The organism is Rhodococcus sp. NKCM2511 (assembly GCF_014905595.1).
GTDB lineage: Bacteria > Actinomycetota > Actinomycetes > Mycobacteriales > Mycobacteriaceae > Rhodococcoides > Rhodococcoides fascians.
Genome location: NZ_BNHJ02000001.1, coordinates 2,793,999 through 2,807,333 on the forward strand (window position 1 = coordinate 2,793,999; position 13,335 = coordinate 2,807,333).

Here is a 13,335-nt window from a genome sequence, read left to right on the forward strand (position 1 = left end):
TTTTGGTGAGAGACTTTTCGGGTGCGCGCAGACCGGTTGTTGTCCATCGTCATGCTGCTCCAACATCGGGGCAGACTGAACGCTGCCGAGATCGCCGCCCAGCTCGAAGTGTCCACGCGCACCGTGTTGCGTGACATCGAAGCCTTGTCTTCGGCGGGCATTCCGGTCTACACCGATCGCGGTCGCGGTGGTGGCATCAGTCTGCTGCAGGGCTATCGCACCGAGCTGACCGGTCTGACGGCCGCCGAGGCGACGGCATTGCTCGCTTCCGGCGCGGGACGCGTCGCCACCCCGGCGTTCGCGAGCGCCATGCGCAAGGTGATCGCCGCGATACCCGACGCTCACCGAGCAGCGGCAAGCACTGCCTCACAACGAATCCTGGTCCGGCCCGACGGTTTCGCGTATCCCCACGAACCGGAGGAACATCTGGTGGAACTCCAACGGGTCGTCATAGACGGTGTGCGGATAAGAATCACGTATCGCGATCGCAGCGGTTCGATGAACGATCGAATCCTTGACCCAATCGGGCTCGTCTACGCCGGCGATCACTGGTACCTACTCGCCGGGCGTGACGGCACCGAACGTGTCTACCGGGTATCGCGGATCGACGAACTGACTGTGCTCGACGAGCAGGCTCACCGCGCTTCCACCGTGGACCTGGAGGCCGCCTTCACCGCACACTGGAAGTCGTTCCGTGCGAGTTTGACCCACATCGAAATCACCTGCCTCGCAGAAGAATCGGTATGGATCTCGTTGACGAAGAACGTCGTTCGCGTGATCAGCGACCAAGTACAGGACGACGGACGACGCCTCGCAGTCATCGAGTTTTCCGGCCACAATCACGCTGTGGGGGCGTTGTGGCACTGCGGACCTGCGGTAACAGTGCTCCAGCCGAACACAATTCGCGACGAATTGGCTCAACGGGCTACGGCAACGGCGCGGTTGTACAGCTGACGTCGCGGCTGGATCTTCTGGGAAGGCGCGCTCAGTGTCCACTATTACTAGGCCGGCGCGCTTTCCCGATTCTCGAGCCGAATTATGGACACTCAGCGCACCACCGACGACCAAGTCATTACCATTGCGAATAGTCTGGTGCCTTCATAGGGTGGACGCGACTCCGAACAGGCAGGACGGCGCTATGGCTTTCAATCCACCCCGAAGTTGGTTCGGCCCGAAACGGTACGGCTGGGGAATCAGCCCGCACACCTGGGAGGGCTGGCTACTCCTGTTCGTCTTCGTGATAGTCGTCGTCACGCTGGGGGCCACCGTATTCTCGTGACATGTCGCGTCCACACCTCGACGTAGCAGGGATATCCATCGACTGCCCCGAACCGGTAGCCCTCGCTCGCTTCTACCTTGCGCTTCTGGGCGGAGACCTGTTGTGGGAGAACCCGTCGAGCTCGGGGATTCGCACGCACTCGGGTCTGAACATCGTTGCGCAAAGAGTGGCGAACTACATCCCGCCTACATGGGCGTCGGCGTCCATCGTGCACTTCGATCTCGATGCGGGAGTGAGCCTCGACGAATCCGTCGCTCATGCACTCGAATGCGGGGCAACAGAAGCAGCGGAGCAACCGGACCCGCGGTGGCGAGTTCTCCTCGACCCCGCCGGCCACCCCTTCTGCATCACTACGGAGGTGTTCGACGGTTGACGGGGGCAATAGCCTGAGACGGTGCGCAATCTCGTCATCCTCCTGCTGCTGTTCGGATTTGTCGTCGGATTGGCTCCACTGGGTTGGTACCTGATCGATGATTGGACCACCGACCTGGACGACGTTGTGTATCAAGGTTCATATGAGCCCCTCAAGGGCGTGACGATGAGCCGGAGCTATTCCACCGATTTGGATAGGGATCTCAATGGCGATCCATTGATCTTTCGCTCTGCGTGGCTGTACCTGGTGCCAGTGGCGACCGGAGCTCTCGGCGCGCTGACCGGACTGGTTCTCGGACGATTTGGATTCATGTTGAACCGCAACAGGACCCGCGATGCCTGAAGTGGATCAACCCCCTCGAGTGGATCTCAGTCTCGACGACATTCGGCATGTGGCTGCGTTCGCAGCTGCTTGTGCCCGTCGGGCCTTGCCGATTTTCGAGGCCTCGCACCCGAACGATTTCCGTCCACGTTCGGCGATCGACGGTGCTGAGTCCTTCGCCAAGACCGGCCACCGAACGGCGGAGTTACGCAGGCTCGCATGGGACGCACACAAGGCCGCCCGCGAGGTCACGAACTCCGCGGCCACCGACGCCGCCCTTGCTGCCATGCATGCAGCTGGGGCCGCCTTCCTCCATCCGCTGTACAGCTCGCATCAGGTCAAGCATATTCTTGGTTCTGCCGTCCATCTCGAGCTGACGGACTCCAAAGCTGTTGCGAAGCAGATCGAATGGATCCATACACAAGCCGATGCAACATTCCGGTCGGTCCTTAGACGGTTTCCACAACCGGCCTCAGGGCGCACCACGTTCGGCAAGCTCCTGGCGCAGCTCGATAGCGAATTGCGTCGCTGAGCCATTGCCCTGATCCATCGGCGATGACAGCATGGAACACATGAGTCGACGTCCGTGGGTCCGGTACCTGTACGTCGCTTGGATGGCCTGGATTGCGTTCATTCTGATTTCCGACGTGATCTCAGAACCCTCGACCTGGGACTGGATCCAGCTGTCACTTGCGGGTGTAGCCATCCCCTGGCTGGTGTACAGCCATCTGCGTCCCGAAAGAGCCAGCGTCGACAAGATCGGACCCGAGGCCGTACCCGCCGAGGATGTCGAAGCGTTAGTGGAAGAACGCGGCAGAACTGTCTACGCCATCAAAGCGCTGCGAGAGATGCATCCCGGCCTCGGTCTGCTCGACGCCAAGAATCTCGTTCAACCGGATCACTGACAGGGGAGAAGTCGATGACATCGGTCAGCGGTACACGTGCCGTCCAGGATCCCGCCGAATTCATCGAGGCCGCAACCCTGTTGATCGATTTCAATCGCGAGTACGACTACCCGGTGCCCGAGCCGGATTGGCTTGCATCACATCTCGACACTCTGGTGAAGTCCGGCGACACCAGCGTGCTGACGTTTGGGACTCCCGCCATCGGTGTAGCGGTTGTGCGTTTTCGGATCGGGAGTTTGAGCGCAGACATGGAGGCCTATCTCGCCGAGTTCTACATCCAGCCCGGGCTGCGCGGGAAAGGCTACGGCACAACCTTTCTCGACAATGTCATCGAGCACGCACGCGGTAGGGGTGCGACCTATATGGACCTCAATACCTCGGAAGACGACGAGGCAGCCCGCCACGTGTACGAGAAGCGCGGCTTCGACTGTCACGAAGGACGCGGCGAGGGACCAAAGGCTCTCTACTACGAACTCGAGCTCGAACCGGACGGGTAACGTGACCTTATGGTTAGCCGAGATAACAGCTCGACGTCGTTCGGGACCGCCGCCGAGGTGTATGAATCTGCTCGTCCCGAATACCCGTCGGACGCAGTCGCGTGGATGTTGGAGCCCACTCTCGCGTCCGATCGTCGTCCACGAGTCGCTGACGTCGGTGCCGGCACGGGCAAGCTCACGCGCAGCATCGTTGCCGCTGGTTGCGACGCCATTGCCGTCGACCCTGATAACGCCATGCTCGACGCCCTGCGGATCGCGGTACCGGGTGTCCCGACCAAGGTCGGTACTGCCGAGTCCCTCCCAATAGACGACGAGAGTCTCGATGGAGTGCTGCTTGGACAGGCCTGGCACTGGGTCGATCCAGTGGCCGCGTCACGCGAGATCGGACGGGTCCTGCGCCCTGGCGGTGTGCTGGGATTGATCTGGAACATTCGCGACGAGTCGCAGCCCTGGGTTCGACGCCTCAACTCCGTGGTCTCACGTGGTGGAGCGATGGCCATGTTCGACGACGGTCCGCCACCAATAGCGGAGCCCTTCGATCATCTCGAAGAGCGACGATGGGCGTGGTCTCGCACGGTGAACCGATCGCTGTTGACCGACCTGGTTCGATCGCGCAGTTTCTACATCACCGCGACGGCCGACGAGCGCAACGGCATAGATCAGAATCTCGCCACCTTGTTCGACGAGCTAGGGCTGCATGGGGATACAACGATCGACCTGCCATACGTGACCAGAGCTTTCCGATCCACAAGGCCGAACCGATGACATCTGAAATCGATTCGTTCGCAGTCGAATCAGGCGATCCAATCGTGGGAATCGGCGCACTACTCGTCGACGACGGATCGATCCGCCTCACGCCCAATGCCCCCGACGAGCGGGCAGCGACCCTGAGCGCAGTGACCATCCCGGTGACGGGACGTAACTCCGTCATGCCATCGGGTGGGTGGGTGTCGCTGAGCGGCACGTTGCTCGACGGAGCCATCGAAGCCGACGTGATCGACGGCATCGACAGGCCCGAATATCCGGGGGAACCCGCACTGCGCATTCCTGGTCCGGCCGGGGGCGCCTGGACCAACCATGCCGTCCTGGAGGCTGTAAAGCAGAGCGAGTCGGATCTTCGTAACGCGTCAGGGGCGTATCGCGACAGCGACGGAACACTGGTGGTCACATTGGAGTATTTGTACCTCGATCGAAGGGCCTACCAGTGGCTCGCCCAACCTCACCCGGGCCCGATCAACGTATGGGTGGCCCTGCGCCCCGGGGACCCCGCAAGTCGCCATGATCACATGAAACGAATATGATTCCCAATAAGTGGGTACCGGTTCGAATACGAGGAGCTACAACATGGCGTTTCCGATCATCGTCGCGAAGGCAGTATCGACGGTCGTGACGGGTGCAGTCGGCGTCGCCGCATACAACGGTGCCAAGAAGCTGTACGAGAAGGCCCCCGTCCGCAAGGCTGCGGTGTCGGCCACCGAACTCGGTCTGCGCGCAGCGCGCAAGGCCGAGGTTCACGCGGAATCGGCCCGACTGGCCGTGTCCGACGTCGTCGCCGAGGCCCGGGACCGGATCGGTGAAGAGGTTCAGCCGCCCACGGCCTCCGATGCAGGCCACGGCCACGCGCACTGACCGGGACTGCTTCCGATTATGACGACCCTCGCCCAACGCCCCCTCGACATCGACGCGACGCAGGCAGACGGCATCGAGATCCTCTCCGACGCCGCCGGCCGTATGCGCCTTTGCGTCGACTGGCTCCGCTCGAGCCCGGGCCGTGCTGTCGCGGTCGAGGACCATGTGGACAAGATCCGCGGAGTGCGCGCCGTTCATGCGTACCCGCGGACGGCGTCGGTCGTCATCTGGTACTCCCGCACACGAATCGACAGGGCCGAACTCTTCGACGCAGTGAACGCGGGGCGCTCGACGAATTGGGCCCTGGTACCGGTCCGTAGTCCGCGCTCAGCTGACGTCACCAGCGGCGACGTGCTGCGGATGACCATCGGCGGCGCGGCACTGGTCCTTCTCGGTCTTCGCCGCTACGCGTTCCGTCGGCCGCCCATCCTCGGCCCCACCAGCCGTCTCGTTGCCACCGGCGCAACGATCTTCACCGGCTACCCGTTCCTCAAAGGAGCCGTGCGCTCGCTGGCCGGCAACAGGACGGCAGGAACCGACGCACTCGTCAGCGCCGCAACCGTGGCCAGCCTCGTGTTGCGCGAGAACGTCGTCGCCCTCACCGTGCTGTGGCTCCTGAACATCGGCGAGTACCTGCAGGAATTGACCCTCAAGCGAACTCGACGCGCGATCTCAGATCTGTTGACCGGCACACAGGACACCGCCTGGATCAGGCTGCCCGACGGCTCCGAGATCTCCGTCGACGTCGATCGACTCGAGATCGGCGACGAGGTCGTCGTGCACGACCACGTGGGCGTTCCCGTCGACGGCACCGTGGTCGACGGTGACGCGGTGGTGGATCAGTCCGCGATCACCGGCGAGACCTTGCCGGTATCGATCGTCGCCGGAGACCGTATTCATGCGGGATCCGTCGTCGTCCGTGGCCGCCTCGTCGTGCGCGCATCCGCCGTCGGTCGCGACACAACGATCGGCCGCATCATTTCTCGCGTCGAGGAGGCGCAGGAAGATCGTGCACCGATTCAGACTGTAGGAGAGAACTTTTCACGACGCTTCGTCCCCGCGTCCTTCATCCTGTCGGCGCTGACTCTCGTCGTCACCCGGGATGTACGACGTGCCATGACGATGCTGCTCGTGGCGTGCCCGTGCGCGGTCGGGTTGTCCACGCCGACCGCCATCAGCGCAGCCATCGGAAACGGTGCCCGCAGAGGCATTCTCATCAAGGGCGGATCTCACCTCGAACAGGCCGGCAGGGTCGACGCCTTTGTGTTCGACAAGACCGGAACCCTCACGGTGGGACGCCCAGTGGTGACCAATGTCGTTTCGTTTCAGGACGATTGGGAACCCGAGCAGGTGCTGGCCTACGCGGCGAGCTCCGAGATCCACTCTCGACATCCTCTGGCAGAGGCTGTCATTCGGAGTACCGAGGAACGACACATCGTCATCCCGCCGCACGAGGAGTGCGAGGTGATCGTCGGACTCGGCATGCGGACGGTCGCAGACGGACGGACGCTGCTCCTGGGCAGTCCATCTCTCCTACGCAGCGAGGACGTCGCGGTGTCCGAGGATGCGCAGCAATGGGTTTCGCGACTGCAGGATGAGGCCGAGACTCCGCTGCTGTTGGCCGTCGACGGCGTACTCGTCGGCTTGATCAGTCTCCGCGACGAAGTCCGTACCAACGCATCGGCCGTTCTGAACGCGCTCCGTGCCGACGGTGTCGAACGCATCATCATGCTCACCGGCGACCACCCGAAGACAGCGGCGGCGGTCGCCGCGGAACTCGGTATCACCGAGTGGCGGGCCGAAGTGATGCCTGACGAAAAGCTCGGAGCCGTCCGAGAACTGCAGGACGCAGGTTACGTCGTGGCGATGGTCGGTGACGGCACCAACGATGCTCCTGCGTTGGCCGTCGCCGATATCGGAATCGCAATGGGATTGGCGGGCACCGACGTTGCCGTCGAGACCGCGGACGTGGCACTGGCGAGCGACGACTTGTCGCGTCTGCTCGACGTACGTGACCTCGGCCGGCACTCGGTGTCGGTCATCCGTCAGAACTACGGAATGTCCATCGCCGTCAACGCTCTCGGCTTGGCGGTCAGCGCCGGTGGTGCGCTGTCCCCAGTGCTGGCGGCAATCCTGCACAACGCCTCGTCGGTCGCGGTGGTCGGCAACAGTTCGCGATTGATCCGATACCGACTCTGATCAGTAGGTACCGAACGCCAGGGCGAGGTGTCCGGTACCTACTTCGCTATTTTGCGTCGCGGAAGTACGGTTCGACCGTGCCCTTGAGCTTGACGAGCATGGGGTTTCCGTAGCGATCCTTCGCGGTCGGGACCTCGACACGCACCCAACCCTCGGCCACGTTGTATTCGCGAATGCTCGTCTTCTCGACGCCGTTGAAGCGAATGCCCACGTCGCGGCGAAGAACCTCTTCGTTGTAGAAGCGGCTGCTCGGATCGATCGAGAGATGATTCGGTGGAACGTCTGCGTTCTGGTCCTCGGGCATGATTACTTTCGTCGATGTGCTGCGTTGGGTGCTGGGGTCTGAACCCCATGAAGAATACGCGACGTAGCGTTGGACCAGCGCCGCTGTCCCTAGCCCCGTGCCATGTCCACGAATCGGGACAGGTGCAGCTGGTGCGCCACAGTGATTGTCGCCGTCGGACCGTTACGGTGCTTGCCGAGGATCAAGTCGGCCTCGCCGCCGCGGGGGTCGTCTCGCTCGATGGCGTCGGGGCGGTGCAACAGAATCACCATGTCGGCGTCCTGCTCCAGTGAGCCGGACTCACGGAGGTCCGAGACCATCGGCTTCTTGTCGGTTCGCTGCTCGGGACCACGGTTGAGCTGGCAGACCGCGACCACCGGGCATTCGAGTTCCTTGGCCAACAGCTTGAGCTGACGGGAGAAGTCCGAGACCTCCTGCTGACGCGACTCGACCTTCTTGCCGGACGACATCAGCTGAAGGTAGTCCACCACAATGAGTTTCAGACCGTTGCGCTGCTTGAGGCGTCGCGCCTTGGCTCGAATTTCCATCATCGTCAGGTTGGGCGAATCGTCGACGAAGAGCGGTGCTTCGCTGATCTCGCTCATTCGACGGGCCAGCTTGGTCCAGTCGTCGTCGGTCATCTTTCCTGAACGCATGTCGCCGAGCTTGATCTTCGCCTCTGCGGACAGCAGACGCATGACGATCTCGGTGCGACTCATCTCCAGAGAGAAGATGACACTGGGCATGCCGTGCTTGATGGAGCACGAACGCATGAAATCCATACTTAGGGTAGACTTACCTACGCCGGGCCTTGCCGCAACGATGATCATCTGACCAGGGTGAAGACCGTTGGTGATCTCGTCGAGTTCGGCGAATCCCGTCGGCACGCCGAGGGAGATGCCGCCGCGGCTGGCGATGGAGTCGATTTCGTCCATCGTGGGCTGCAGCAACTCTTCGAGGGGTAGGAAGTCCTCGGAGGTACGTCGCTCGGTGACCTCGTACACCTCTGCCTGTGCGCGGTCGACGACCTCGGCGACGTCCTGACCGTCGGCTCCGGCGTAACCGAACTGCACGATGCGGGTACCGGCTTGCACGAGCCGCCGGAGAATGGACTTCTCCGCCACGATCTCGGCGTAGTACCCGGCGTTGGCGGCGGTGGGCGTCGTCTGAGTCAGCGTGATCAGGTACGGCGGGCCGCCGATGCGCTTGAGCTCGCCGCGGCGATCCAGCTCGGCCGAGACGGTCACCGGGTCGGCAGGCTCACCGCGGCTGTAGAGGTCGAGAATGGCGTCGTAGACGTTCTGGTGTGCCGGCCGGTAGAAGTCACCCGGACGGAGCACCTCGAGCACGTCGGCGATGGCATCCTTGCTCAGCAGCATGCCGCCCAACACGGACTGTTCGGCGGCCATGTCCTGTGGCGGCTGGCGCCCGAAGTCTTCGCCCGGACCTTCGCTGGAGGAGGAGCCGGAGTAGTCGGACTGTCCTCGATCGTCCACAACTGCCACGCGAACCGGCCGTCCTCTCCCCATAGTCCGAGCACGGCCGGATAACACCCGGACGTGCGGTCAAGCAAGTTCTACCCCCGGGCACCGACAGGTCCTGTTCGGTACCGGATCCGCGCTGCCCCGGCACCGTTCGACGGCATCGAGAGAGACGCTGGAGGGACGTTAAGCGGTATCGCCAGGAGTCACAACACAGGCTGTGGATGGATCTGTGGATGAAATGTGGACGAGGTTGAACAACGGTGTTGACCGTCTGGGGATAACCTGGGTATAACTTTTGGACTTTGAACCATTCCCGCACGTCAAGGCGTGTACATAAAGTTTTTGCCTGTGCATCGTTCTGGGGGCGGCGTGTCGGCCGAATTGACAACTCGGGCGTGTTGAGTAAATGCCGAGTGAACTCCGTGGTGAAGTACGTCACACCGGCTGGAAATTGGCACCGAAAGAGTCTTAGTGCTGGTTTTCGAGCCGAAGGGCCCGACCCCCGTCGGGAATCGGGCCCTCGTACTTCGCTCGAACAGGCCGTCAGAGATCGGCCTTCTGCGGGCACAGCGCCGGGTCGAGAACAGTGATCTCCTTCGTACCGATCTGCAGCACCCGGGCCGACGGGATGTCGAAGAAGAGACCGGTGATCCGCAGACGACCCTCCGCGTTCGCCCGTCCCACCACCCGGTGGCGGGTCAACGTCTGCAGCTGCACCGCCACATTGACCATCGCGAGCTGGTCGGCCTCGCCGAAGCCCAACTCCGCCGCTTGACGGCCCACCGCGTGCCCACTGCGGAACGCGTCCAGGCTGGCTCTCCCGTGCCCGAGCCACTCGGCCACCGACGGGTCGGCGGCATTCTCCGCCCCGCCGAGAATCGCCTTCATGGCACCACAACCGGAATGGCCACACACCACGACCGACGACGTACCCACTTCGTCGACGCCGAAGGCAAGGGCTGCCTCCACCGAGCAATCCTGACCTTGGGTGGGGATCATGTTGCCGACATTGCGCACGGTGAACAGGTCACCGGGGCCGCTGCTGGTGATCGTGTTCGGCATGACGCGTGAGTCGACGCAGCAGAGGAACAGCGTGTCCGGGTCCTGAGACTCGGTCAGACCTTCCAGGTGCGGACGAATGTTGGGGGCATGAGTGCGGTGGTACTCGGCCACTCCGCTCAACACCGGACGCAGAGCAGCAGGCGAATCCTCCTGCGTGTCGTCGCTCTTGAGCTGCCACGCCCGCCACGGTGCCAACGAACTGCGCACCGTCGCAGATCCGCGCCGCGGCGGACCTTCGGTGGCCGCAGCCATCGACGCCGTGCCCACCTCCTCGACGCGCACGGAACCACCGGTCGCCTCGTGTTGGCGGACCCACTCGTTCAACGCGTCGTGCACAGCATGGTCGAGGAAATCGACTCCGAGATGGACGGCGACCGACGTGCCTGCGGGCACTGTGGCCAACACTCGAGTCAGTCGCGGCAGCGCGAGGAAGCTCAGCGAGCCCTCCATAGTCACCCGCCAGGTTCCGTCGACCGTTTCCTCGGCCCGAATCTTCGCCAGCACCACGCGTCGCAGAACCAGGATGATCGAGAGCGCCAGGCCGATCAGCACTCCCTCGAGCAGGTTGAGCGCCACGACACCCAGCACCGTGACTGCGTAGACAGCGATATCACCGGTCTTGTTGGCGATCTTGATGTCGGCCAGTTTGATGAGCTGCACACCGATCATCACGAGCAACCCGGCGAGCGCCGCGAAGGGTACGAGCTCGACGATCGAAATGAACAGCACCGAGAAGATCAGGATCCACACGCCGTGCAGAATCGCCGACGCACGAGACTTGGCACCGACCTTGACGTTTGTCGCGCTACGCACGATGACGCCGGTGATCGGCAGGCCACCGATGGCACCGGAGGCCATGTTGCCCGCACCCTGAGCCATCAATTCGCGGTCGAAGTTGGTGCGCTCACCGCTGTGCATCTTGTCGACGGCCACAGCGGACAGCAGGCTCTCGACGCTGGCGATCAGCGCGATGGTGATGACACCGGTGGCGAATGCACCCCACTGACCGTCGGGCATGATCGGGAAGCTCAGAGACTCGATGAGGTTGCCCGGCAACTCGATTCGCTCGACGTCGAGCGAGAAGAAGATCGAGACCGCGGTTGCAGTGACCACTGCAACCAGTGCCGCAGGCACTTTGGAAACCTTGGCCATCACACTGGACACGCCGGCCAGTCGCGGCCACGAGAACATCAGCACGACGACGATGCCGCCGACGACGATGGACGGCCATTGGCCGTCGGCCACGGAACGCGGAATGGCGAGGAGGTTCAGCACCGCGGAGCTTTCGGATTCTCCACCGAGCAGCACGTGAATCTGTTGCAGCGCAATGGTTATACCGATGCCGGCGAGCATCGCGTGAACGACCACCGGCGAAATGGCAAGTGCACTACGAGCAATGCGGCTCATGCCCAGAAGAACCTGGACGAGGCCGGCCAACACCGTGATGGCACATGTTGTGGCCCAACCGAATTGATTGACCAACTCGGCGACCACCACAGTCAGACCCGCAGCCGGACCACTGACCTGCAACGGCGATCCGCCGAGAATACCGGCGAGAATGCCGCCGACCACAGCGGCGATGAGGCCGGCCATGATGGGAGCGCCGGAGGCGACAGCGATACCGATCGAAAGTGGCACTGCCACAAGGAAAACGACCAGCGAGGCCGGTAGGTCGTACTTGATTATCGACCCGACCCGAGACGGCGGCTCGGATCGGGTCTTCGGACTGGGTTCTGAATCGTGCTCTGCTGTCGTTGTCACGGCAGTTCCTCCGGGCGTCTAGGCGTCAGGTCGGTCGATCGTGTTCCGGCTTGGAATGTCGCCCCCAAGTAAAGGGTACGCAAACCTCGGCCGAAGGTGGCACCGAGAGAGATCCTTCACAATTTGGAAACCGTTGTGACAGTTGAATTTTGTGAGATGGCACGAAAAAACCCCACGAACCGAAGTTCGTGGGGTTTCTTGCAGCCGTTTCGGGCCGAAAGCTGAAAATCAGCTTCCGACGACCTCCAGCTTGAACTTGGCGGTCACGTCGGGATGCAGGTTCACGACGATGTCGTGCTTGCCCGTGCTCTTGACGTGAGCCTTCGGCAGATCGATGCTGCGCTTGTCGACGACCGGTCCACCGGCAGCCTTGAGTGCAGAAGCGACGTCCGACGCGGTGACCGAGCCGAACAGCTTGCCCGAGTCGCCGGCAGTCTTGACAGACAGCGTGACGGACTCGAGGCCCTCGATGGCCTGCTTCAGCTCGTTGGCGTGCTCGAGGCCGCGAACGGCCCGAGCTTCCTGAGCGCGGCGAATGCCGTCGACCTGCTTCTGAGCTCCACGGGTGGCCTGGATGGCCAATCCGCGGGGCAGCAGGAAGTTACGGCCGTAGCCGTCCTTGACCTCTACGGTGTCGCCAGGCGCACCGAGGTTGTCCACATCAGCGGTGAGGATCAGTTTCATACCAATCGCCCCTTTCTATCGAGCCGTCGCGGCGTAAGGCAGCAGTGCTACCTCACGCGAGTTCTTCACGGCAACGGCCACGTCACGCTGATGCTGGACGCAGTTGCCGGTGACACGGCGAGCACGGATCTTTCCGCGATCGCTGACGTACTTACGCAGCAACGTCGTGTCCTTGTAATCGATCGCCGTGTTCTTTTCCTTGCAGAAGGAACACGCCTTCTTCTTGAGCACCTTGTCGCGCAATGGCGGTTTGGGCATGGGTCTTTCTCCGTTACATCTGGTTGTTCTCGATCGAAGGATCTAGAACGGTGGCTCTTCGTCTCCGCCACGTCCGCCGAAGGAGCCCGACGCCGCCGGGGCACTGCCCCAGGGATCGTCTCCACCGGAACCGGAGTTGGACGAGGAGTTCGAGCGGCCGCCGCCCGATCCGCCGGAGGAACCCGAGCCGGAGTTGAAGCCGCCTCCGCCGCCACCTCCACCGCGATTGGCCTTGTTGACCTTTGCGGTGGCGTAGCGAAGTGAAGGTCCGATCTCGTCGACTTCGAGCTCGACGACTGTCCGCTTCTCACCCTCGCGCGTCTCGTACGAACGCTGCCGCAGCCGTCCGCTCACGATCACTCGTGAGCCTCGGGTCAGACTCTCGGCAACGTTCTCCGCTGCCTCGCGCCAGATGTTGCAGCGCATGAAGAGCGCGTCGCCGTCTTTCCATTCGTTCGTCTGACGATCGAATGTGCGCGGGGTGGATGCAACCGTGAAGTTGGCAACTGCCGCACCGGCGGGGGTGAATCGAAGTTCTGGATCAGCCGTCAAGTTTCCGATGACGGTGATGACGGTCTCGCCTGCCATGGTTCCTCTTTC

Annotated in this window: 17 protein-coding genes; 11 read left to right on the plus strand and 6 right to left on the minus strand. The window is 62.7% G+C overall.

Annotation, left to right across the window (positions count from 1 at the left end; genetic code table 11):
- Positions 1-21 precede the first annotated feature (21 nt).
- The 11 genes from JLZ96_RS12980 to JLZ96_RS13030 all read left to right on the plus strand — a co-directional run bounded on the left by JLZ96_RS12980 (position 22) and on the right by JLZ96_RS13030 (position 7,203).
- Positions 22-954, plus strand: a complete 933-nt coding sequence (locus tag JLZ96_RS12980; RefSeq protein WP_032373448.1) for a YafY family protein — start codon at positions 22-24, stop codon at positions 952-954.
- A 184-nt stretch (positions 955-1,138) separates the two neighbouring features.
- Positions 1,139-1,279 carry a hypothetical protein gene (locus JLZ96_RS12985; RefSeq protein WP_176457832.1) on the plus strand — a complete coding sequence of 47 codons (141 nt, stop codon included), beginning with the start codon at positions 1,139-1,141 and terminating at the stop codon, positions 1,277-1,279.
- A gap of 1 nt (position 1,280) precedes the next feature.
- Complete coding sequence (locus tag JLZ96_RS12990) at positions 1,281-1,652, plus strand: VOC family protein (RefSeq protein ID WP_032373447.1); 372 nt, start codon at positions 1,281-1,283, stop codon at positions 1,650-1,652.
- A 21-nt stretch (positions 1,653-1,673) separates the two neighbouring features.
- Complete coding sequence (locus tag JLZ96_RS12995) at positions 1,674-1,994, plus strand: hypothetical protein (protein ID WP_032373446.1); 321 nt, start codon at positions 1,674-1,676, stop codon at positions 1,992-1,994.
- Positions 1,987-2,505: a putative immunity protein gene (locus JLZ96_RS13000; RefSeq protein WP_032373445.1), complete on the plus strand. Its 519-nt coding sequence runs from the start codon at positions 1,987-1,989 to the stop codon at positions 2,503-2,505. Before JLZ96_RS12995 ends, JLZ96_RS13000 begins: the two co-directional genes overlap by 8 nt.
- Before the next feature lie 40 nt (positions 2,506-2,545).
- A complete protein-coding gene (locus JLZ96_RS13005) occupies positions 2,546-2,878 on the plus strand; it encodes a hypothetical protein (RefSeq protein WP_152530364.1) in 333 nt (110 codons plus the stop codon).
- Between the two features lie 14 nt (positions 2,879-2,892).
- On the plus strand, positions 2,893-3,375 hold the full coding sequence (locus JLZ96_RS13010; RefSeq protein ID WP_032373444.1) for an N-acetyltransferase: 483 nt from the start codon (positions 2,893-2,895) through the stop codon (positions 3,373-3,375).
- 9 nt (positions 3,376-3,384) lie between these two features.
- The gene (locus tag JLZ96_RS13015; protein ID WP_027495088.1) at positions 3,385-4,140 is read left to right on the plus strand and encodes a class I SAM-dependent methyltransferase; all 756 of its coding nucleotides are present in this window, start codon (positions 3,385-3,387) and stop codon (positions 4,138-4,140) included.
- The gene (locus JLZ96_RS13020) at positions 4,137-4,676 is read left to right on the plus strand and encodes a hypothetical protein (protein WP_027495087.1); all 540 of its coding nucleotides are present in this window, start codon (positions 4,137-4,139) and stop codon (positions 4,674-4,676) included. The genes JLZ96_RS13015 and JLZ96_RS13020 overlap by 4 nt, the downstream gene beginning before the upstream one ends.
- Positions 4,677-4,719: 43 nt before the next feature.
- Entirely contained in the window at positions 4,720-5,004 is a 285-nt protein-coding gene (locus tag JLZ96_RS13025) for a DUF1490 family protein (protein WP_027495086.1), read from the plus strand.
- An 18-nt stretch (positions 5,005-5,022) separates the two neighbouring features.
- On the plus strand, positions 5,023-7,203 hold the full coding sequence (locus JLZ96_RS13030; protein WP_201010304.1) for a cation-translocating P-type ATPase: 2,181 nt from the start codon (positions 5,023-5,025) through the stop codon (positions 7,201-7,203).
- A gap of 46 nt (positions 7,204-7,249) precedes the next feature.
- Here the strand turns inward: JLZ96_RS13030 and JLZ96_RS13035 are convergent, their stop codons facing one another.
- The 6 genes from JLZ96_RS13035 to JLZ96_RS13060 all read right to left on the minus strand — a co-directional run bounded on the left by JLZ96_RS13035 (position 7,250) and on the right by JLZ96_RS13060 (position 13,323).
- Positions 7,250-7,507, minus strand: coding sequence for a DUF3297 family protein (locus JLZ96_RS13035; RefSeq protein ID WP_201010305.1), 258 nt, complete (start codon positions 7,505-7,507; stop codon positions 7,250-7,252).
- An 89-nt stretch (positions 7,508-7,596) separates the two neighbouring features.
- Positions 7,597-8,991 (minus strand): replicative DNA helicase, encoded by a 1,395-nt coding sequence (gene dnaB, locus JLZ96_RS13040; protein ID WP_027495083.1) that lies wholly within the window; start codon positions 8,989-8,991, stop codon positions 7,597-7,599.
- A gap of 522 nt (positions 8,992-9,513) precedes the next feature.
- On the minus strand, positions 9,514-11,793 hold the full coding sequence (locus JLZ96_RS13045) for a bifunctional SulP family inorganic anion transporter/carbonic anhydrase (RefSeq protein ID WP_201010306.1): 2,280 nt from the start codon (positions 11,791-11,793) through the stop codon (positions 9,514-9,516).
- 228 nt (positions 11,794-12,021) lie between these two features.
- A complete protein-coding gene (rplI, locus tag JLZ96_RS13050) occupies positions 12,022-12,477 on the minus strand; it encodes a 50S ribosomal protein L9 (protein WP_027495081.1) in 456 nt (151 codons plus the stop codon).
- 15 nt (positions 12,478-12,492) lie between these two features.
- Positions 12,493-12,735 carry a 30S ribosomal protein S18 gene (gene rpsR, locus JLZ96_RS13055; protein ID WP_027495080.1) on the minus strand — a complete coding sequence of 81 codons (243 nt, stop codon included), beginning with the start codon at positions 12,733-12,735 and terminating at the stop codon, positions 12,493-12,495.
- Positions 12,736-12,777: 42 nt separating this feature from the next.
- The gene (locus tag JLZ96_RS13060; RefSeq protein WP_027495079.1) at positions 12,778-13,323 is read right to left on the minus strand and encodes a single-stranded DNA-binding protein; all 546 of its coding nucleotides are present in this window, start codon (positions 13,321-13,323) and stop codon (positions 12,778-12,780) included.
- Positions 13,324-13,335 lie beyond the last annotated feature (12 nt).